The organism is Paenibacillus abyssi (genome assembly GCF_014640295.1).
Classification (GTDB): domain Bacteria; phylum Bacillota; class Bacilli; order Paenibacillales; family Paenibacillaceae; genus Paenibacillus_D; species Paenibacillus_D abyssi.
Genome location: NZ_BMGR01000019.1, coordinates 43,696 through 62,069, shown reverse-complemented (window position 1 = coordinate 62,069; position 18,374 = coordinate 43,696). Strand labels below are relative to the sequence as shown.

The 18,374-nt window shown below is 48.6% G+C and carries 22 protein-coding genes, 1 pseudogene and 1 riboswitch; of the genes and pseudogenes, 19 read left to right on the top strand and 4 right to left on the bottom strand.

All coding sequences use genetic code 11. The features are described 5' to 3' along the window. Positions 1–54: 54 nt before the first annotated feature. Positions 55–459 carry a secondary thiamine-phosphate synthase enzyme YjbQ gene (locus IEW11_RS22375; RefSeq protein WP_188533309.1) on the bottom strand — a complete coding sequence of 135 codons (405 nt, stop codon included), beginning with the start codon at positions 457–459 and terminating at the stop codon, positions 55–57. Between the two features lie 180 nt (positions 460–639). Between IEW11_RS22375 and galU the strand changes: the two genes are divergently transcribed. The 6 genes and pseudogenes from galU (at position 640) to IEW11_RS22345 (ending at position 4,308) form a co-directional block, all read left to right on the top strand. Next, positions 640–1,518 carry a UTP--glucose-1-phosphate uridylyltransferase GalU gene (galU, locus tag IEW11_RS22370; RefSeq protein WP_188533308.1) on the top strand — a complete coding sequence of 293 codons (879 nt, stop codon included), beginning with the start codon at positions 640–642 and terminating at the stop codon, positions 1,516–1,518. A 169-nt stretch (positions 1,519–1,687) separates the two neighbouring features. Next, positions 1,688–2,014, top strand: a complete 327-nt coding sequence (locus tag IEW11_RS22365; RefSeq protein ID WP_229725590.1) for a metal-sensitive transcriptional regulator — start codon at positions 1,688–1,690, stop codon at positions 2,012–2,014. 147 nt (positions 2,015–2,161) lie between these two features. After that, positions 2,162–2,362 (top strand): copper ion binding protein, encoded by a 201-nt coding sequence (locus tag IEW11_RS22360; protein WP_188533306.1) that lies wholly within the window; start codon positions 2,162–2,164, stop codon positions 2,360–2,362. Between the two features lie 159 nt (positions 2,363–2,521). Beyond that, positions 2,522–2,776, top strand: a pseudogene (locus IEW11_RS22355) (ribulokinase); the annotation flags it as partial. A 205-nt stretch (positions 2,777–2,981) separates the two neighbouring features. Then, positions 2,982–3,362: a PilZ domain-containing protein gene (locus IEW11_RS22350; protein WP_229725579.1), complete on the top strand. Its 381-nt coding sequence runs from the start codon at positions 2,982–2,984 to the stop codon at positions 3,360–3,362. Between the two features lie 91 nt (positions 3,363–3,453). Next, complete coding sequence (locus IEW11_RS22345) at positions 3,454–4,308, top strand: MBL fold metallo-hydrolase (protein WP_229725578.1); 855 nt, start codon at positions 3,454–3,456, stop codon at positions 4,306–4,308. Between the two features lie 138 nt (positions 4,309–4,446). Here IEW11_RS22345 and IEW11_RS25255 read toward each other — a convergent pair whose 3' ends face one another. Further along, positions 4,447–4,998, bottom strand: a complete 552-nt coding sequence (locus IEW11_RS25255) for a hypothetical protein (protein WP_188533303.1) — start codon at positions 4,996–4,998, stop codon at positions 4,447–4,449. Between the two features lie 540 nt (positions 4,999–5,538). Here IEW11_RS25255 and IEW11_RS22335 point away from each other — a divergent pair. Together IEW11_RS22335 and IEW11_RS22330 are read left to right on the top strand one after the other, a co-directional pair. Further along, on the top strand, positions 5,539–6,171 hold the full coding sequence (locus tag IEW11_RS22335) for a bifunctional 4-hydroxy-2-oxoglutarate aldolase/2-dehydro-3-deoxy-phosphogluconate aldolase (RefSeq protein ID WP_188533302.1): 633 nt from the start codon (positions 5,539–5,541) through the stop codon (positions 6,169–6,171). 30 nt (positions 6,172–6,201) lie between these two features. Next, positions 6,202–7,080, top strand: a complete 879-nt coding sequence (locus IEW11_RS22330) for an alpha/beta hydrolase (RefSeq protein ID WP_229725576.1) — start codon at positions 6,202–6,204, stop codon at positions 7,078–7,080. A 357-nt stretch (positions 7,081–7,437) separates the two neighbouring features. On the opposite strand, the gene IEW11_RS22325 is transcribed toward IEW11_RS22330, so the two are convergent. Continuing rightward, a complete protein-coding gene (locus tag IEW11_RS22325) occupies positions 7,438–7,641 on the bottom strand; it encodes a hypothetical protein (RefSeq protein WP_188533301.1) in 204 nt (67 codons plus the stop codon). Positions 7,642–7,670: 29 nt separating this feature from the next. Further along, positions 7,671–8,978: a stalk domain-containing protein gene (locus IEW11_RS22320; RefSeq protein WP_188533300.1), complete on the bottom strand. Its 1,308-nt coding sequence runs from the start codon at positions 8,976–8,978 to the stop codon at positions 7,671–7,673. An 81-nt stretch (positions 8,979–9,059) separates the two neighbouring features. Continuing rightward, positions 9,060–9,146: riboswitch (cyclic di-GMP riboswitch) on the bottom strand. 245 nt (positions 9,147–9,391) lie between these two features. Between IEW11_RS22320 and IEW11_RS22315 the strand changes: the two genes are divergently transcribed. The 11 genes from IEW11_RS22315 to IEW11_RS22265 all read left to right on the top strand — a co-directional run bounded on the left by IEW11_RS22315 (position 9,392) and on the right by IEW11_RS22265 (position 18,245). Continuing rightward, positions 9,392–10,291 (top strand): LysR family transcriptional regulator, encoded by a 900-nt coding sequence (locus IEW11_RS22315; RefSeq protein ID WP_188533299.1) that lies wholly within the window; start codon positions 9,392–9,394, stop codon positions 10,289–10,291. A 126-nt stretch (positions 10,292–10,417) separates the two neighbouring features. After that, a complete protein-coding gene (gene metE / locus IEW11_RS22310; RefSeq protein WP_188533298.1) occupies positions 10,418–12,712 on the top strand; it encodes a 5-methyltetrahydropteroyltriglutamate--homocysteine S-methyltransferase in 2,295 nt (764 codons plus the stop codon). A gap of 267 nt (positions 12,713–12,979) precedes the next feature. Next, positions 12,980–13,765 carry a sulfite exporter TauE/SafE family protein gene (locus IEW11_RS22305; RefSeq protein WP_188533297.1) on the top strand — a complete coding sequence of 262 codons (786 nt, stop codon included), beginning with the start codon at positions 12,980–12,982 and terminating at the stop codon, positions 13,763–13,765. 17 nt (positions 13,766–13,782) lie between these two features. Further along, a complete protein-coding gene (locus IEW11_RS22300) occupies positions 13,783–14,094 on the top strand; it encodes a rhodanese-like domain-containing protein (RefSeq protein WP_188533296.1) in 312 nt (103 codons plus the stop codon). 140 nt (positions 14,095–14,234) lie between these two features. After that, on the top strand, positions 14,235–14,810 hold the full coding sequence (locus IEW11_RS22295; RefSeq protein WP_188533295.1) for a sulfurtransferase TusA family protein: 576 nt from the start codon (positions 14,235–14,237) through the stop codon (positions 14,808–14,810). Between the two features lie 127 nt (positions 14,811–14,937). Continuing rightward, complete coding sequence (locus tag IEW11_RS22290) at positions 14,938–16,059, top strand: MBL fold metallo-hydrolase (RefSeq protein ID WP_373289377.1); 1,122 nt, start codon at positions 14,938–14,940, stop codon at positions 16,057–16,059. A gap of 13 nt (positions 16,060–16,072) precedes the next feature. Further along, a complete protein-coding gene (locus tag IEW11_RS22285; RefSeq protein WP_188533293.1) occupies positions 16,073–16,300 on the top strand; it encodes a sulfurtransferase TusA family protein in 228 nt (75 codons plus the stop codon). 129 nt (positions 16,301–16,429) lie between these two features. Beyond that, positions 16,430–16,912 carry a DsrE/DsrF/DrsH-like family protein gene (locus tag IEW11_RS22280; RefSeq protein ID WP_188533357.1) on the top strand — a complete coding sequence of 161 codons (483 nt, stop codon included), beginning with the start codon at positions 16,430–16,432 and terminating at the stop codon, positions 16,910–16,912. Positions 16,913–17,087: 175 nt separating this feature from the next. Then, a complete protein-coding gene (locus IEW11_RS22275; protein ID WP_188533292.1) occupies positions 17,088–17,348 on the top strand; it encodes a metal-sensitive transcriptional regulator in 261 nt (86 codons plus the stop codon). Positions 17,349–17,403: 55 nt separating this feature from the next. After that, positions 17,404–17,790, top strand: coding sequence for a rhodanese-like domain-containing protein (locus tag IEW11_RS22270; protein ID WP_188533291.1), 387 nt, complete (start codon positions 17,404–17,406; stop codon positions 17,788–17,790). A 71-nt stretch (positions 17,791–17,861) separates the two neighbouring features. Beyond that, positions 17,862–18,245, top strand: a complete 384-nt coding sequence (locus IEW11_RS22265) for a DUF302 domain-containing protein (protein WP_188533290.1) — start codon at positions 17,862–17,864, stop codon at positions 18,243–18,245. Positions 18,246–18,374: the final 129 nt, after the last annotated feature.

Genomic DNA, 18,374 nt, shown 5'->3' with positions numbered 1-18,374 from the left:
TGGGTTGTTTTTATTCCCCGAATTAGGATGGCGGATACGCAGAAAAATATGCATTCAATCTGTAGTCAGCAGTTTGATGTGGTATTCCCGTGAGCGGGGACCGTCAAATTCGCAAAAGTAAATGCCCTGCCATCTTCCGAGCAGCAGCCTGCCGCGATCAATAATGACTGTTTGTGAGGTTCCCGTGGTCATGGCTTTAAGGTGAGAAGCCGTATTGCCTTCACTATGCCTGTATTTGGGGTGCTCCCAGGGATAGACCTCATCCAATCGCATGAGTACGTCAAGCTTCACGTCTGGGTCGGCATTCTCTTGGATGGTAATGCCTGCGGTCGTATGCGGACAGTAAATGACGGCAAGGCCTTCGGTGATGCCGGATTGCGATACGATGGCGGATACTTGACGCGTAATGTCGATCATTTCATCCCTGCGTGAGGTGCGAAGGGTCTGCGTATTCAACATGACATGCACTCCTCTTTAGTGAATGTATGGATTCAGATTAAGTTTGGCATGATGGGTGATGTCTGTCAAATCAGGGGTGAGAAGGTTTTTTTTTCATGCATTTATGGTATGATTTTGCCATAGGAATAGGGGATGCCGTTAATTTCCGGGCAGCTGCATTTTGATATCAAGGGGAGTCTAATGATGAGCAAACAGAAAGTGAGAAAAGCTATCATACCGGCTGGAGGATTAGGGACCCGTTTTTTGCCGGCTACTAAAGCGCAGCCGAAGGAAATGCTGCCCTTGATCGATAAACCGGCAATCCAATACATCGTAGAGGAAGCGGTCGAGTCGGGCATTGAAAGCATTATGATTGTGACGGGCAGAAATAAACGGGCGATCGAGGACCATTTTGATAAATCAGTTGAGCTGGAAAAAACACTTGAGGAACGCGGGGATGACTGTACGCTTTCTCTTGTTCGCAATATTTCCAAAATGGCGGAAATCTATTATATAAGGCAGCACGAGCCGCTGGGGCTTGGCCATGCAGTTCTGTGCGCAAAAAGCTTTATTGGCGATGAGCCGTTTGCCGTTCTGCTCGGCGATGATATCCTTATGTCGAATCCGCCTTGTTTGCGGCAGATGATCGATCGGTATGAGCAGGATGAGTCGTCCGTGGTAGCAGTCATGGAGGTGCCGTGGGATCATACAGAGCGGTATGGTATCGTATCGCTTGAGCCGGATGGCTCAGACCGGATCCGCAATCTGGTGGAGAAGCCGGCACGCGGCGAAGCGCCGTCCAATCTGGCAGTCGTCGGACGATATGTGTTGGACCCGGCTATCTTCGGCTTATTGGAAACTTCCAAACCCGGCAAAGGCGGAGAGATTCAACTGACAGACAGTCTGCAGCAATTGAACAGCCTCTCATCGATTGCCGCTCATCGATTCCAAGGCAATCGTTACGACGTTGGGGATAAGCTTGGATTCGTGCAGGCGACCATTGATTTGGCGCTGAAGCGGGAAGATATGGCGGAGAATGTCATCGAATATTTGCAAAAACGTCTGGCAGAGTATCGCTAAACAGCGTACAGCTGCATAACCAAAGTGTTGGTAGATGACTAACAGTTGTTGAATGCTGAATCGCCGGACAATTAACAGTTGCATACCCACTGGGGGTATGTTAAGATTCAATTACGGAAACAGTTCAACAAGGGTGGTGATACACATGGATCTCAATCATGATGTGGCAATGGCCGAAGTTTGCGAAGATGGAAGCTGTCATACAAGCAGCGCAGATGAACGCAAGAGTCATCATTCCGATAAATTCAAGTCCAACCTGGTATCGCGTCTTAACCGGATTGAAGGTCAGGTTCGCGGGGTCAAGGGGATGGTTGAACGGGATGTCTATTGTGATGATGTGTTAAACCAGATTGCTGCGATTCAATCGGCTTTGAATGGAGTGGGCAAGCTGCTGCTTGAAGGCCATATGCGAAGCTGTATCGTCGAGCGAATCGAATCTGGCGATCGGGAAGTGCTTGATGAACTGCTGACAACGATTAACAAACTGGTGAAATAGATATGGAGTTGAACTCGTTGAATGATGTCATACGTTTAGCGATTTCAACTTTTATTTCAACCCATTATACATTACTGGGGTATGGTTAAAATAGCGGCAGGTTAATATGGCAAGTAATAAATTTATTAAATAAAGGAGAGATAAACGATGCAAGAAGTGATCTTGAAAGTAGAAGGCATGTCGTGTGGTCATTGCGTAAAATCAGTCGAAGGCGCTATGGAACAGCTTGGTGCAAAGGGAGAAGTTGACCTGGGTGCCAAAACTGTTAAAGTCTCCTATGATGAGGCGAATGTCTCAGTGGAGAAAATCAAAGAGGCGATTGAGGATCAAGGCTACGACGTTGTGTAACTGAGGACGCACGGGATGGCCGCAGCAGCAAGTGCAAGGTACCCAAAGAGGGTGCCTTATGAGGCAATGACTGGCTTGAAGTTACCTGATAGGGTAGCATGAGACAATGACAGGCTTGAGGTTACCCGAGAGGAAATCGGATAAGACAATAACAAGCTCAAAGCTACCCGAGAGGGCGGCGCAGCGATGTTCGGTGCGGTGGCGGCAGGCGCTGCCAAAGGCGGATATGACAGCATCGTGGAAGCAGCGAAAAATATGGCGCGCGTCCGCGAAGAGACGTTCAAGCCGATTCCGGAGAACGTTGCGGTGTATGATAAGCTGTGCCATGAGTACAACCTGCTGCACGATTATTTCGGACGCGGAGCTAATGACGTCATGAAACGGTTGAAAGCAATCAAGGAAGAAGCACGTTAAACATTGGCGTGATTAATGATTAATGCATCAAATCAATGGATTGGATTTGCAAGCGCGAGTTGCAATACAATGGCTTATTCGGCATAGCCCTCAGGGGGTTATGCCTTTTTTTTGTTTCAACGCTCGAAAATATGGTGAAATAGTTACGATGGGTATAAATAGCGTATACTGAATGTGATCCTATTTTCGTTAGTGGGGGAAATATATGGTGCTTACACGCAGAAAAGAGCCATTTCGATACTTATTAAAAGAACCGGAAAGCTGCCGGTTTCAAATCGTGGATATAAACGGGAAAGCGGTACATACCAAACTGGCCAGAGCCGAGTTTATAAATGTAAGCAAAGCGGGCTGCAGATTTGCCGCTAAGCTTGATTTGCGCCATACACACAACAAGATAAAGCTCATCATTCATATTCAATTAAATGAGGAGCCGCTGCAGCTGAAGGGTACGATTCGCTGGCAGCAGCAGGTTGGCGGTCAGTTGTTCCTCTATGGAATGGAATTTGATCCGGACGACAGGATGTATGAGCTAATTAGCCGCGAGCTCAGGCTGCTCGCAGGCAGAAATAAAATTACCGTTGTATAATTTGTGGAAGGAAACCAGCCCGCGTCATAGGATGAGCTTTTTTTGGAGAGCCGGAGGTTGTCCGGGTAGTGCTAAAGATGAGAGGGGAATCATGATGCCAATGAAGAGAACGCCAAAACAATGGGTGGAGGAAGTGAACGCCTCCAGTCTGCCGCATGGCGCTGTCGCCGTGTGGTTTATCGGTCAAGAAAGCGTCATCATGAAAGGAACGCAGACGATCGTCTATGTGGATCCCTACGTATCCGATCACCTGGAGAATGCAGCGGGCATTCAACGAGCCTACCCTGCGCCGTTTCCGCCGGAGACGATTACGAATGCAGATGTCTGCCTGATCACGCATGAGCATGCCGATCATTTGGATGAAGGAACCATTCGGGCGATGGCCCAAAACAGCCCCCACACTGCTTATGTTGCACCGGCCTGCTGCAGGCAGCAGCTGTTAGGCTGCGGCGTCCCGGAGGAGCGCATCACGGATGCGATCGTGGGTGAGCGATATACATTTGGAGAAATCAGTGTACAGCCGGTGGCAGCAGCACATGAGGAAATGGAATTCGATTCGCAAGGCCGGCACAAGTATGTCGGTTACTTATTGGAGATTAATGGTGTAAAAGTATATCATGCAGGAGATACCGTCATGTATCCGGAGTTAGTCGATACGCTTAGCGAACAGAAGATTGATCTGGGGTTGCTGCCGATTAACGGCGGAGATTTTTTCCGTAGATCGAATAATCTCGCCGGCAACATGGACTACCGCGAGGCCGCAGAGCTCGCTGTGGCTGCTGGGATGGATACCGCCGTTCCGCTGCATTACGACGTATTTGCCTTTAATAGCGAGAAACCTGGGCATTTCGTCCAGTACTTATATGAGAACTACCCGGAGCAAAAGTTTCATGTGATGGCGAGATTTGAACGGTATATCTATGTATCGGATAAAGCTTTCCGTTGATGCGCTGCGAGAATGAAGCGTAATCACGCGAATTTGTCTTCATTAATGGATTGAAATTAAAAAACAATGGATTGAAATTAAAAAACCGCCAATGGAATTCACACTGGCGGTTTTTTTGTTGGTTGGATTGGCTAGGGCCTATTCCTCTTCAGGTCTTGGAAATGTTCCAGGTCCAGGCCCTGGCGGGAACGTCCACGGTCCCGGAGAGAAAGGCTCAGGACCGGGAGAGAAAGGCCCAGGACCGGGAGAGGACGGATCTGGTCCAGGAGTGATCGGCCCGGGTCCAGGAGAGAGTGGCCCCGGAGGGAAAGATCCCATAGGATACCCGCTCGGGAAGCCGCTCGGGAATCCGCCCGGTCCACCGGGGAACCCGCCCGGTCCACCGGGGAACCCGCCCGGTCCACCGGGGGAACCCGCCCGGTCCACCGGGGAACCCGCCCGGTCCACCGGGGAACCCGCCCGGTCCACCGGGGAACCCGCCCGGTCCACCGGGGAACCCGCCCGGTCCACCGGGGAACCCGCCCGGTCCGCCGGGGAACCCACCCGGTCCACCGGGGAACCCGCCCGGTCCACCGGGGAACCCACCCGGTCCACCGGGGAACCCGCCCGGTCCACCGGGGAAGCCGCCCGGTCCACCGGGGAACCCACCCGGTCCACCGGGGAAGCCGCCTGGTCCGCCGGGGAACCCACCCGGTCCACCGGGGAACCCGCCCGGTCCGCCGGGGAACCCACCCGGTCCGCCGGGGAACCCACCCGGTCCACCGGGGAACCCACCCGGTCCACCGGGGAACCCACCCGGTCCGCCGGGGAATCCGCCCGGTCCACCGGGGAATCCGCCCGGTCCACCGGGGAAGCCACCCGGTCCACCGGGGAAGCCGCCCGTTCCGCCGGGGAATCCGCCCGGTCCGCCGGGGAAGCCGCCCGGTCCTGGAGGGAACATCCCTCCTCCTGGGGGAACTGGCCCAGGACCAGGTGGGATTGGCGGTGCCGGCGGCGGTGGCGGCATTACTGCGCGGGCAGCACCTCCGCAGCCACAGCCACCTGCTCTTACGGTTGAATATCTTACAGATTCATTCGACATGCATACAAAACTCCCTTATTTTTAAATTGGGCTTTCGTCTTGATGCATTGTATGCACCGGGCGCTTATCCCGTCACAAATGCTTGTTCCTGAGCAAAAGCTTGGTTACAATAACCAGTAGTGAGGTTTTTTTAAATGGGAGGTTGAACGATGAGTACCATGTTAAAGATGCTTGTAGAGGAAAAAATCGTAGCCATTTTTCGTAATATAGAGAATCAGCATGCGGATCAAGCAGGTCAAGCATTAATAGATGGCGGGATCAGGCTGATGGAAGTAACGATGAATACGGAAGGCGCAACGGAGATTATCCATCGCTGGCGGGAAAAATTTGACGGAAAAGCGGCCATTGGAGCGGGCACCGTGCTGGATCTGGCGATGGCCGAGGAGGCTGTCGCTGCAGGCGCACAATTTCTGATCTCTCCAAACCTCGATGAGGAAGTCATTGCGTACGGTGTACGGCATGGCGTCTCGGTATGGCCTGGGGTAATGACGCCCACGGAAATCGTGAGGGCATGGAAGGCAGGGGCGGAAGCGGTAAAAATATTTCCGATGGCAACGCTAGGGGTGAAGTATTTAGCGGAAGTACGCGCCCCGCTGAACAACATTCCTATGATGGCTACAGGCGGCGTTGATTTGGACAATATCAGGGACTATTTTGCGGCTGGAGCATGCAGCGTCGGCATGGGCAGCAAGCTGGTGAATTTGGATTGGGTACGCCGCGGCGATTTTCATTTGTTGACGGAAAGGGCAAGCAAATTTGTAGAAGCAGTGAAATCGGTATAAACAAATGAAATGCCAAAGGGGCGAGTTTGTGTGCTGTGGTGGACGATCAGCTTAATCGGAATGGGGATCTTAATACTTGTCGCTGTGGGAATATGGAAAATGAGTGTTGCCAGCCAACGTCCACGCCTAATGCCCAATGAAATCGTGCCCGATGTGCCGTATGAAGAAGTGACCTTTCAAAGTGAAGGTTCCAAGCTGCACGGATGGATCGCTATGCCTCCGAATGCTGATCGCTGTGCGGCGGTTGTCATTGCGCATGGCTGGGGCTCCAATCGGTCGCGCGTGCTTCGTTATGCCGGGCCGATTTATGACAGCGGTATAGCGGTGATGTTGTTCGATGCCCGTAGCCATGGCGATAGCGACCCGATCAATGCGCCATCCGGACTGATGTTCCGGGATGACGTAACGGCGGCTGTGGACTTTTTGAAGAGGCAGCCAGGTGTCGACCCGGAGCGAATTGCGGTGTTGGGTCATTCAATGGGCGGATTCGGGGCTTTGCTTGCATTGGGTAAAGGACTTCCTGTACGGGCAGTCGTTACGGATTCCACGCCGATCCGCTTTGACACGATGTTTACAGCGGAGTTGAAGCGGCGAAAGCTGCCGATTTTCCCGCTGGGCTATTTGATTCCGTGGATATGGCTGTGGCGGTCAGGCATTTCCAGGGCAGATATCCGCCAGTCCGATATTCCTTCCATACTGGAGCGCAATCTGTCAGCAGGCGGTACCCCTGTATTGATGGTGCATTCTGTTCGTGACGGATTTATTCCAGCGGATGATCTGCAGAAGCTGGTTAAGAAAGTGCCGGTTGAGCATCTGCTGGTGGATTCGGAGGGCCACAGTGTATCCGAGAAAGACCCGGCGTTTTGGCAGCAGGTTCTTCCATTTTTAAAAAAGCATTTGCTGTCCTAAGACACAAAGATGCCTGCGGAACAAACCGCAGGCACAAGAGAGAATATATAATAAAGGGGGGTCATGTGTTAAATTATAGGCGGGGAACATGAATGTAACATGAAGGAAAAATTACAGTTATATTACAAAAAATTAAACGGTTACAAAAAGAGTGACTATGCTATGTTAGTGAGGAAAAATAAAGTTCTTTAATTGAAATAAAGTTGTTTATTTGTTGCATAAGCGGCAGAACCGGTTCTTTAAGGTTAACAATATCGTTCTCCTTCGAAAACCATTCAGTACTCAATTCAATAAAAAAGTCTTGCGGAATTCTCCAGCACCGGCTTTATTTTCGACTTGTCATCTGTATCTGGCTATTCATTTCATGATAGCGTAAATTATTTGCTGAATTTTCAAAGCGACGTCATGTGCTTTTTCGATTAACCGATGAACATCTCGACGTTGAATTCCATCTTCTTCGCTGGTCAATGTCATATTAAAAGCTCCTGCATCTGCAGGAGCTTTTTTTATAGGGGCTATCCGGAAAATTCCTGGAGCGCGGCTGGCTATGTTTTTATTCATGCAGATCGTTCCTCTTAGGATGAGCAGATTTATTTTTTAATGTCGAGCGCCGTCATGGCTTCATCCCACGAGAAGGAGGGGAAACCGTCTTTCAGAGGGACGGCGGTGTATATCGATTTCTCGCTCTCGGCGGTATAATTCCCTTCCGTATCCATAATTTCCGTTTTATACACCAGGGCGCCTACCGCTTTGCCGTTTTCAAGATGTGAATTAAATTCGATTTCCATACGGCGTACTTTGCCGCCGGACAGGTTTTGATTCCGCACCATTCCGCCCCAATACTGCGTGCCTTTATCCTTAACGGTATAAGATTTGCTCATGAAAGAAACAAAGGTCGCTTTTTCATTTCCGCCGTCCATGTCTTCATCGGAATCGGTTATTTCGTTACCGTGTTCATCAATATCCCGATAGAAGCTTCTGATGTTGTAGGTATAATAAACTTGTCTTTCAAAAATCCACCGTCCGTTGGCAACGATCCCTACATCTCCATATTGAAGGTTGGTAGGGTTCCGAACAGCAGTAGGGCCGTCAAAGCCGACGTGCGGCATCATAAAGACACCGTTGATCCGTTTTACCGGTACATCACCTTCAATGGTCAGTTCTTCAACCGGCCAGTCTGCCGAATCGCTGACGTCATGATACGTATAATGAGGACTTCCATCGGTATACGTGTGTATGGTTTTATGGTGAATAATTGAAACCTTACCGGCCCGATGATCTTCTTCAACTTTTGCGCCAACGTATTCATAAAGTTCCTTTATAGGAAAATAGGCAATCCCACCCTCAATGACAGGCTTCGTTTTGAACGGTACCGCTTTGCGGTCAATATAAAATTCAGGTTTCAGTTTTTGGCCTTTAAGGACGATATTGGCGGCTTCATTTTCCGGGGTCCAAATGCTGGTATCTTGAATGATAAAAGCTGCATCCCTTATGACAAGCGCCTTTTTCGCTTTGAGAATATCGAAGAATGCTTCAGCCGGGATATAGAGCGTTTGATTGATCATCTGTGCCGGCTGTTGCAGCTGTCTTTTGTTTTTGGGTAGTGTATATGATTTGCTGTTTAATTTGAAAATGGCATAGTGGCTGCCCTTCATGGTTTTCCACGTCTTCACTTTCTTGTTTTCCACAATGGCAACACCAAACTGCTTCAGTACAGTCAATGGAATCATAGGTGTCCCTTTTACGAATACTTGCGGGAGAAGGACTGTTTTTCCGGCTGCTTTCAGCATAAAGATTTTTTGTGGTACAGCTGCGGATGCAGGTGAGACGGGGAAACAAAACACGGTGACGACAGACAACATGAGACAAATTACAACGGTGCGCAACAAACCTGTCAACTAAATCTCCTCCAAGGTGATAAACTGTGATCCATAAAAAAACTGCTCCCTGAGAGAGGAGCAGCCGCCGACGTATGATAATTCGGCAGCCCGGCTGTCATGATCGCATGCGACTTTAGACCCGTGGCTTTGCGTCCCCATCTTTCAACGGGTTTGCCGTTTCAATGTTTATGTATCACTTCATTATACAGCGATTCATTTAAATGTCTACCAGAAGTTACCTCAATGATTGTGGAGGATTAAATCGCCCTCACTGGGCCTAGTCTATAACAATGGACCTATTCTATGATTATGGAGAAGCTTGGTAGTAGAAGTGAAACTCCATTTATAAATGGGTCCGTAAAAAGCTCGTTCTAAATGTATAATGTACTGAAGAGCATACTAATATAGGTTTCTTTAAGGGGAGTACTTCATTGACTTTACAACAATTAAAGTACGTTATTGAAGTCGCGAATCAGGGTTCGATTAATGAGGCTGCCAAACGGCTATTTATTTCTCAGCCCAGCCTTTCTAATGCAATTAGAGATTTAGAAGAGGAAATGCAGATTGTGATTTTTGAAAGATCCAATAAAGGGATCTCATTGTCTAACGAGGGTGTTGAATTTTTAAGCTACGCGCGGCAGGTAGTCGAGCAGGCCGAATTATTGGAAAGCCGATATCTCAACGCTAAGCCGTCCCCGCAGCATTTTTCGGTATCTACCCAGCATTACGCTTTCGCGGTGAATGCATTTGTGAGTCTGGTTCGGGAGTATGGTCAGGATGAATATGAGTTTGCTCTGCGTGAAACCAAAACCTACGAGATTATTGAGGATGTCAAAAGCCTGCGCAGCGAGATCGGAATCTTATATCGCAATGAGTTTAATGGAAAAGTCATCAACAAGCTGCTCAAAGAAGCTAATTTGCAGTTCAACAGCTTATTTACGGCGAAGCCGCATATTTTCATCAGTGTAAGGAACCCGCTGGCAAAGCAATCTATCGTGACTATAGAGCAGCTTCAGGATTATCCATATCTTTCTTTTGATCAAGGGGAGTATAATTCCTTTCATTTCTCAGAAGAGATTCTCAGTACGGTGACCCGCAGAAAAAGCATTCGTGTTCATGACCGGGCGACGCTTTTTAACTTATTGATTGGATTGAACGGGTACACCATATCGACAGGAGTGCTAAGCGCCGATCTGAACGGCAATGAAATTATCCCGGTACCTCTGGATATTGAGGAAAGCATTAACGTCGGCTGGATTTCCCATCGCAATATTTCGCTTTCCAGACTTGGTATCGCATACGTTGAGGCGCTTAAGCAGGCAATATCCTGATCATCGTTGCTATATCTACAGGCTATATCCAGGTATAGTTTAATCGAGTTACGCTATACCAGGTGAACCGTGATATCTTTGTAAACAACCGCATGTTCCAAAAGCTAACGAAGGGGAGTTTACAAGATGGTGAAAAGCAGTGTGCTCGGATATCCGCGTATTGGAGAAAATCGGGAATGGAAAAAAGCGCTCGAAGCGTTCTGGTCAGGCAAGCTCGAAGAATCGGAGTTTCAACGCCAACTGCAGGAGATCCGCTTGAATCATTTGCGGAAGCAGCAGGAGAAGGGCATCGCCCTCATCCCGGTCAATGATTTCAGCTGTTACGATCATCTGCTTGATACGGCAACCATGTTCGGTATTGTTCCGAAACGCTTTGGCCATAAGGGCGGCGTCGTGCCATTATCTGTATATTACGGGATTGCCCGTGGGACGAAGGAGGCCGCGGCAAGCGAAATGACCAAATGGTTCAATACGAACTATCATTATATTGTTCCTGAATTGGACGGTGCATCCCCGTACCTTACGGAGAATAAGCCCCTTATCGCTTACAGGGAAGCTAAGGAGAAGCTCGGCATAGAGGGCAAGCCGGTAATCGTCGGACCGCTTACCTTCCTGAAGCTGTCAAAAGGGTACAGCCTATCGGAGACCGATGCCTGGCTGGACCGGTTGCTCCCGCTTTACGTGCAGATTTTTCAAGAGCTGGCCAGAGAAGGGGTGGAATGGGTACAGATCGACGAACCGATTCTGGTAACTAAGTTAAGCGAGGCTGACGTACGGCGGCTGAAAACAATCTATAAGACGTTTGCCGAATCAGCGCCAAACCTAAACATCATGCTGCAAACCTATTTTGAATCGGTTGAGCACTATAGAGACATTGCAGCATTACCTGTCAAAGGAATCGGGCTTGATTTCGTGCATGGCTTCTCCGGAAATATGTCGTCGATAAAAGCACTGGGTTTTCCGGAGGACAAGGTTCTGGGTGCGGGTGTTATAGACGGCCGGGGTATCTGGAAAGCGCCGCTTCGTGAGAAACTGGAACTCATCGAGGAGTTGGCTGAGATTGTATCACCCGAGCGCCTGATCGTCCAATCGTCATGCAGTTTACTTCATGTTCCCGTGACGGCAGGACTTGAGACGAAGCTTGAATCCGAATTGAAGGAAGCTCTTGCGTTTGCGGATGAAAAGCTGGACGAGCTTGTGTTACTTGCAAAAGCATTCTCTCGGGATGAAACCGGAATTACGGGTGAACTGGAGCAAAGCGAGCAAGCTTATGAGACATTCAAGCAGTCAGGGAAGCGCAAACGCAGCGATATTCAGCATGCTGTCGCTGCGCTTAGTGATCGGCATCTGGAGCGAAGCAGCCCTTTTTCCGAGCGGCATATTGCACAGCAGAAGAGATGGCAATTGCCGGTGTTCCCGACAACGACAATCGGCAGCTTTCCGCAAACCGTAGAGGTGCGCAAGGCCCGTCAACTGTGGCGCAAGGGCGAATGGAGCCATGAGAAGTATGCCGGCTTTATCCGGCAGCAGATCGATATCTGGATCAAGCTGCAGGAGGAACTCGGCCTGGATGTTCTCGTGCACGGAGAATTTGAGCGAACCGACATGGTCGAGTTCTTTGGTGAGAAGCTCGCGGGTTTTGCGTTTACGCAGAATGGATGGGTGCAGTCGTATGGTTCTCGCTGTGTTAAACCGCCAATTATATTTGGGGATGTAGCGTTCACAGGGGAAATGACCGTCGAAGAAACAAAGTATGCCCAGTCGCGGACTAAACGCCCAGTCAAAGGCATGCTGACCGGACCGATTACGATAATGAATTGGTCGTTCGTCCGTGAGGACATCCCGCGCGAACAAATCGCCTACCAGCTTGCCTATGCGCTTAGACAAGAAGTGGAGGCGCTTGAGCATGCGGGCATTAGTATGATACAGGTAGACGAGCCTGCGGTTCGCGAGGGGCTGCCGCTTAAGGAAAATGAGCAGGCAGAATACCTGGCATGGGCAGTCAAAGCATTCCGCATGGCCACCTGCACGGTCCAGGATACAACGCAAATTCACACGCATATGTGTTATTGCGAGTTCCATGACATGATTGATTCGATTAAAGCGATGGATGCGGATGTGATCTCGATCGAAACGTCCCGCAGTCATGGTGAACTGATTCATAGCTTTGAGTTGAACACTTACAAACAGGGCATCGGTTTAGGCGTATACGATATTCATAGTCCGCGTATTCCTCGCGTAGAGGAAATGACGAGTATGATCGAACGCGCCTTGCATGTGCTGGATCCTAATCTTTTCTGGATTAATCCGGACTGTGGACTTAAGACTCGCGGATTTGAAGAAACTGTCGAATCCTTGCGCAACATGGTTGAAGCGACCCGGATCGCCCGTACAAAGCAGAATATACAGACAATCAAGTAGTTATAATGAAATGATTGATTTCCAATAGATCAGTGTAAGCGGAATGCCCAAAGCATTCCGCTTTTTTTCTGGAATTTTGCAGTTTGCAGGCTGCTAAAACATAACGGGTAACATAAATGTTTTTCATCCTGTTGACAAAGAGTACAGCATCACTTATCATAATACCTATAGGGGTATAAGTATTAAATGCTGAGCATTAAACATTAAGGAGGGGACTTGGTAAACACTAAAGATGATTAAATGTAGCGTATCAGGGAGGGATTAAGTATGGAACTTGATATAGGCTGGATGCTGACCTTGTTCGCGATTGGCTTCATCGGTTCCTTTATATCAGGCATGGTTGGTATCGGAGGCTCGATTATTAAATATCCAATGCTTCTGTATATTCCTGCAGCCTTAGGATTTATTGCGTTCACAGCGCAGGAAGTATCGGCAATCAGTGCGGTTCAAGTCTTTTTCGCCACATTGGCCGGAATATTCGCATATCGGAAGGGCAACTTTATCAATAAAAAGCTAGTCCTGTATATGGGTATCCCGATTGTCATCGGAAGCTTCATTGGCGGATACGGCTCCAAGTTTCTTCCCGATTCGGCAATTAACTTTACCTATGCAGTATTGGCATTAATCGCTGCGATCATGATGTTCATGCCTAAAAAAGGCGCGGAGAGCGAAGATTATTCCAAGCTTCAATTTAATAAAAGCATTGCTTCAATCTCAGCTGCTGTTGTAGGTGTTCTATCCGGTATAGTAGGTGCGGCGGGTGCCTTTATTACAGTGCCTATTATGCTCGTCGTATTAAAAATTCCAACCCGTGTGGCGATCGCTTCTTCCTTGGCGATTACGTTCATCTCCTCGATCGGATCGACCGCAGGGAAAGTGATGGGAGGCCATATGCTCCTTATTCCATCGATCATTATGGTTGTTGCAAGCATCATTGCTTCACCAATTGGAGCAAAGGCGGGGCAAAAAATGAACGTAAAGGCGCTGCAATGGATTCTGGCGGGACTCATAATGGCAACCGTCGTTAAAATCTGGTTTGATATTTTAGTCTAGTTAAGGAGTGATTCAGCATGGCAGGGAAATTTTCGAAGGCGGTTATGCCGCAGGAAGTCAAACAACGGTTAGCATCAGGTGAAGCACTCATTATCGTCGATGTGCGTGAAGATACTGAGTGGGAATCCGGCCACATACCCGGAGCTAAGCATATTCCCTTAGGATCCATTGGCGAGAGGCATCAGGAACTGGATTCGAGCCGGGAAACGATTGTCGTATGCCGCAGCGGGAATCGAAGCGGGCTTGCCTGTGAAGTGCTGGAGTCTAAAGGTTACAACGTTGTAAATATGACAGGCGGAATGCTGGAGTGGACCGGTGACATCGAATAAGAAGTTTACGAAGCAGTGCTGTTGACAGGTGAAAAAAATTTGATTATTATAATACCCATAGGGGTATTAGTATGAAGCGAATAATCCCCACCTGACAGGAAAGCTGATAAGAACAAAATATAAAAGCGGAGGTTAAAATCATGCCGACAATTAAAGCGGATCAAACACTGGATTGTAAGGGGCTTGCTTGTCCGATGCCAATTGTAAAAACAAAAAAAGCAATCGATCAATTAGAGGCCGGCAAAGTGATTGAAGTACTGGCAACCGATAAAGGCTCACTTGCAGATATCCAGGGCTGGGCTAAAAATACAGGCCATCAGTATTTAGGTACGTATACCGAAGGGGAGGTATTGAAGCACTACCTGCGTAAAGCCAAGAGCAGTGAAGCGAAGGAGGAAACCAAATTTCCCCACACCTTGACCAACGAAGAATTGCAAAAGAAGCTCGAAGACAATGAAAAGGTAACGGTTTTGGATGTGCGGGAGCCTGCTGAATATGCGTTCAACCGGATCCCCGGCGCAATTTCCATTCCATTGGGGGAATTGGAGGAGCGTATTCAGGAATTGAACGAAGAGCAAGATATTCATGTCGTATGCAGAACTGGTGCCCGCAGCGATCTGGCCTGTCAATTGCTCGCGGATAAAGGCTTCAAGAATGTTAGAAACGTAATCCCCGGCATGTCCGGCTGGACGGGACCGACTGAAAGCAATCAATAATCATATCTTTGAAGGATTCAAAACTGCGAATGTACTATGAGTTTTCCTGGATTTCGCGAAGGATGCCAACGTTTCATTAACATTCTAGATAAAAGGGGAGAAGAAAATGACAACAGCTTTAGTGGGGATGACGGCACAAGAATTGACGAGCATCGTGCTGAACAAGGAAGAGCTTTTCATCCTTGATGTCCGCAACGACAGCGATTTTAATGATTGGAAGATTGAAGGGGAGAGCGTTACATCCGTTAATATCCCGTATTTTGATTTGCTGGAAGGTGTAGACGAGGCGCTGGGCAGCATCCCGGAAGGGAAAAAAGTGCTCGTTGTTTGCGCCAAAGAAGGCTCATCCAAATTTGTCGGTGAACAGCTTGTGGAAGCCGGCTTGAATGAGGTTTACTACCTGGAAGGCGGGATGAAATCATGGAGCGAGCATCTGGAGCCCGTTAAGATTGGCGATCTGAAGGACGGCGGCTCGATCTATCAATTCGTCCGCATCGGTAAAGGCTGTCTTTCCTATATGATCGTTTCTAACGGCGAAGCGGCGATCGTGGATACGCTCAGAATGAGTGACGTGTACGAGAAATTCGCAGCGGAGCATCAGTTGCAGATCAAATACACCATCGATACGCATCTTCACGCGGATCATATCTCCGGGGGCCGGAAACTCGCCGACAAAGTGGGCGCCACTTACTGGCTGCCGCCGAAAGATGCAGACGAAGTCGTATTCCAATACGACAAGCTGGAAGAAGGTCAGGTGCTTACGGTTGGCAGCACGAAGTTGAATATCCAAGCCGTTTACTCGCCAGGCCATACGATTGGCAGCACCTCGCTTATCGTAGATGATCAGTATTTTCTGACAGGCGATATTTTATTCATCGAGTCCATTGGCCGTCCTGACCTGGCCGGGAAAGCTGAAGATTGGGTTGGAGACCTGCGCAATACGCTATATAACCGGTATAAAGAGCTGTCGGATGATTTAATTGTTCTGCCTGCCCATTTCGGTAAAATAACCGAGCTTGGCGAAGGCGGCAAAGTGTCGGCCCGCTTGGGAGATTTGTATTATAGCAATCCGGGGTTAAACATGCACGACGAAGCAGAATTCCGGCGTGCGGTGACCGGCAATTTGCCGCAGCAGCCGAACGCTTATCAAGAAATTCGCCAGACGAACATGGGCAAAATTACACCATCGGATGAAGAGCAGCGTGAGATGGAAATTGGTCCGAACCGCTGTGCCATCCACGATAAATAAGGAGGAACTAACAATGGAAACGAATATTACAGTAGATACTAAAGGAATGGCATGTCCAATGCCGATCGTAAAGGCCAAGAAAGCGCTGGATGGCTTGCAGTCCGGACAAATCATGGAGGTACTCTCGACGGATAAAGGCTCCGTGAACGATTTTCAAGCTTGGGTCAAGCAAACCAAACATGAGCTGATTAAGCATGAGGAAGAAAACGGCGTATATAAATTTTATGTGAGAAAAATTTAATCGGTAAAATCATAAGCGGGCACATCAACACTGCAAGTGTTGATTGCGATTTGGAGCAATTCACTTGCCAATTCAAATGAGTGGGGTAAAGGTAATACAAGATGAGGGGAGAACAACATGGTAGAAACAATGGCAGAAACAAAAGATAAAACTACGATCGTGCTGTTCAGCGGTGATTTAGATAAAGCGATAGCGGCGTTCATCATTGCTAACGGAGCGGCAGCTTATGATCATGAGGTAACGATTTTCTTTACCTTCTGGGGATTAAATACACTTCGCAAGGATGAACTGGTGAAGACAAACAAAGGTATTCTGGAAAAAGCCTTTGGCTGGATGATGCCGCGTGGAGCGAAACGGCTGGGCTTATCCAAGATGAATTTTGCAGGTATGGGTCCGAAAATGATCAAGCATGTTATGAAGAAGCATAATGCGTTAACCCTTCCACAGCTGATTGAATTAGCGCAGGAGCAAGGAGTAAAGCTGGTCGCTTGTACAATGACAATGGATCTGCTTGGCTTGCAGCAAGAAGAGCTCATTGACGGACTGGAATACGCAGGCGTAGCGGCTTACTTGGGAGATGCCTCGAACGGAAAAGTGAACCTGTTTATTTAAGAGATTTGAAGGTTTTATTTTGGTAATTTTTATACCTATACATGTATTGGTTTATGGATCACATGCAGCCGCTGCATCAGGCGTTACCTTGATGGCGGCTGCGAATGCTTGGCAAGGAGGAGACACGAATGTGGGTTGTATATAGTATCGAACCTGAAAGGAGGACAATAACCAGATGAAATATGATGAGAACGTATTCCGTCGGCTAAAAAGAATGGAAGGCCAAATACGGGGCGTAATGAAAATGATGGAAGAGGACAAGGACTGCAAGGAGGTCGTAGCGCAGCTGTCCGCTGTACGCAGTGCTGCCGATAAAGCTATGGCCTACATTGTAGCGGTCAATTTGGAACAATGCATCATGGATGAACAGGAAAAAGGAAATGATACCGGCAAGCTGGTCCAGGAAGCCGTCGAATTGCTGGTGAAGAGCAGATAAAAAATCGGTATGACTTACGCGAATCATACAGAAAATATGGGAGGGGAATCATAACGTGGATACATCAACAATCATAAACATCGTCCTGGTCGCTCTGGCGGCATTATTTCTTTATTCTCGCTTGGCGCCCGTCAAAGGGCTGAAGAACTTGCCGAGTCAGGATTTCAACAGCGCGCTTCAAGGGACGAAAGAAGGCATGCTGATTGATGTCCGTGAACCGGGTGAATTCAAAGGCGGATTCATACCGGGCGCCCGAAACATTCCGCTGTCTCAGCTTGCCCGGCGTTTGGACGAGATACCGAAGGATAAGGAGCTTTACTTGTACTGTCGAAGCGGGATGCGAAGCAAAACCGCTGCCAAGCTGCTTGCCAAGAACGGCTACCGGAAACTTGCTCACCTTCAGGGCGGAATTGGGGCATGGAGCGGTAAAGTTTCAAGGTAATCACGTTCGGGGAATAGGAATCGGATGAGACTGTAGAATGTGATAGCTCCATTACGAGGAGGATGAAAGCGATGTTTCATTACACCGTGGAAACAACCAAATCGCCGGATCAAGCGATTGCCGACCTGCAGGAAAATCTGAAAGAGGAAAAGTTCGGCGTGCTGTGGCAGCTGGACCTGAAAGAAAAGCTTAATGAAAAAGGCGTCGATTTTGACCAGACGTATCATATTCTCGAAGTATGCAATCCTGTTGAGGCAAAACGGGTGTTGACGGAGAACTCGCTTGTCGGCTATTTTTTACCTTGTAAAATAGCCGTATATGCTGAGGACGGAGTGACCAAAATTGGGATGCCGAAGCCAACGGCGCTAATTGATCTCGTAGAGAATGAAAAGCTGAAGGGAATCGCCGAGGACATTGAGAAGCGCCTCATTTCATGCATTGATCGAAGCCTGTAATAAATAAGCAAAAGATTAGGCGGGGAGTAATCCCGGCCTAATCTTTATATAGAAAGACTTTTGGGGGCCGCGGAAGCGGCTCCTTATTAGTGTTATGCAGCAGGTTATGAATGATGAAGATCTCAAAAG

Bases quoted from the DNA above. Each gene is read 5' to 3' on its own strand.
- IEW11_RS22365 (WP_229725590.1), top strand. From the start codon at position 1,688: ATGGCCGAAGTTTGCGAAGATGGAAGCTGTCATACAAGCAGCGCAGAT.
- IEW11_RS22325 (WP_188533301.1), bottom strand. From the start codon at position 7,641: ATGAATAAAAACATAGCCAGCCGCGCTCCAGGAATTTTCCGGATAGCC.
- IEW11_RS22265 (WP_188533290.1), top strand. From the start codon at position 17,862: ATGTTTCATTACACCGTGGAAACAACCAAATCGCCGGATCAAGCGATT.
- IEW11_RS22290 (WP_373289377.1), top strand. From the start codon at position 14,938: ATGACGGCACAAGAATTGACGAGCATCGTGCTGAACAAGGAAGAGCTT.
- IEW11_RS22350 (WP_229725579.1), top strand. From the start codon at position 2,982: ATGGTGCTTACACGCAGAAAAGAGCCATTTCGATACTTATTAAAAGAA.
- IEW11_RS22295 (WP_188533295.1), top strand. From the start codon at position 14,235: ATGCCGACAATTAAAGCGGATCAAACACTGGATTGTAAGGGGCTTGCT.
- IEW11_RS22345 (WP_229725578.1), top strand. From the start codon at position 3,454: ATGATGCCAATGAAGAGAACGCCAAAACAATGGGTGGAGGAAGTGAAC.
- IEW11_RS22275 (WP_188533292.1), top strand. From the start codon at position 17,088: ATGAAATATGATGAGAACGTATTCCGTCGGCTAAAAAGAATGGAAGGC.
- metE (WP_188533298.1), top strand. From the start codon at position 10,418: ATGGTGAAAAGCAGTGTGCTCGGATATCCGCGTATTGGAGAAAATCGG.
- IEW11_RS22300 (WP_188533296.1), top strand. From the start codon at position 13,783: ATGGCAGGGAAATTTTCGAAGGCGGTTATGCCGCAGGAAGTCAAACAA.
- IEW11_RS22285 (WP_188533293.1), top strand. From the start codon at position 16,073: ATGGAAACGAATATTACAGTAGATACTAAAGGAATGGCATGTCCAATG.
- IEW11_RS22305 (WP_188533297.1), top strand. From the start codon at position 12,980: ATGGAACTTGATATAGGCTGGATGCTGACCTTGTTCGCGATTGGCTTC.
- galU (WP_188533308.1), top strand. From the start codon at position 640: ATGATGAGCAAACAGAAAGTGAGAAAAGCTATCATACCGGCTGGAGGA.
- IEW11_RS22375 (WP_188533309.1), bottom strand. From the start codon at position 459: ATGTTGAATACGCAGACCCTTCGCACCTCACGCAGGGATGAAATGATC.
- IEW11_RS22360 (WP_188533306.1), top strand. From the start codon at position 2,162: ATGCAAGAAGTGATCTTGAAAGTAGAAGGCATGTCGTGTGGTCATTGC.
- IEW11_RS22280 (WP_188533357.1), top strand. From the start codon at position 16,430: ATGGCAGAAACAAAAGATAAAACTACGATCGTGCTGTTCAGCGGTGAT.
- IEW11_RS22335 (WP_188533302.1), top strand. From the start codon at position 5,539: ATGAGTACCATGTTAAAGATGCTTGTAGAGGAAAAAATCGTAGCCATT.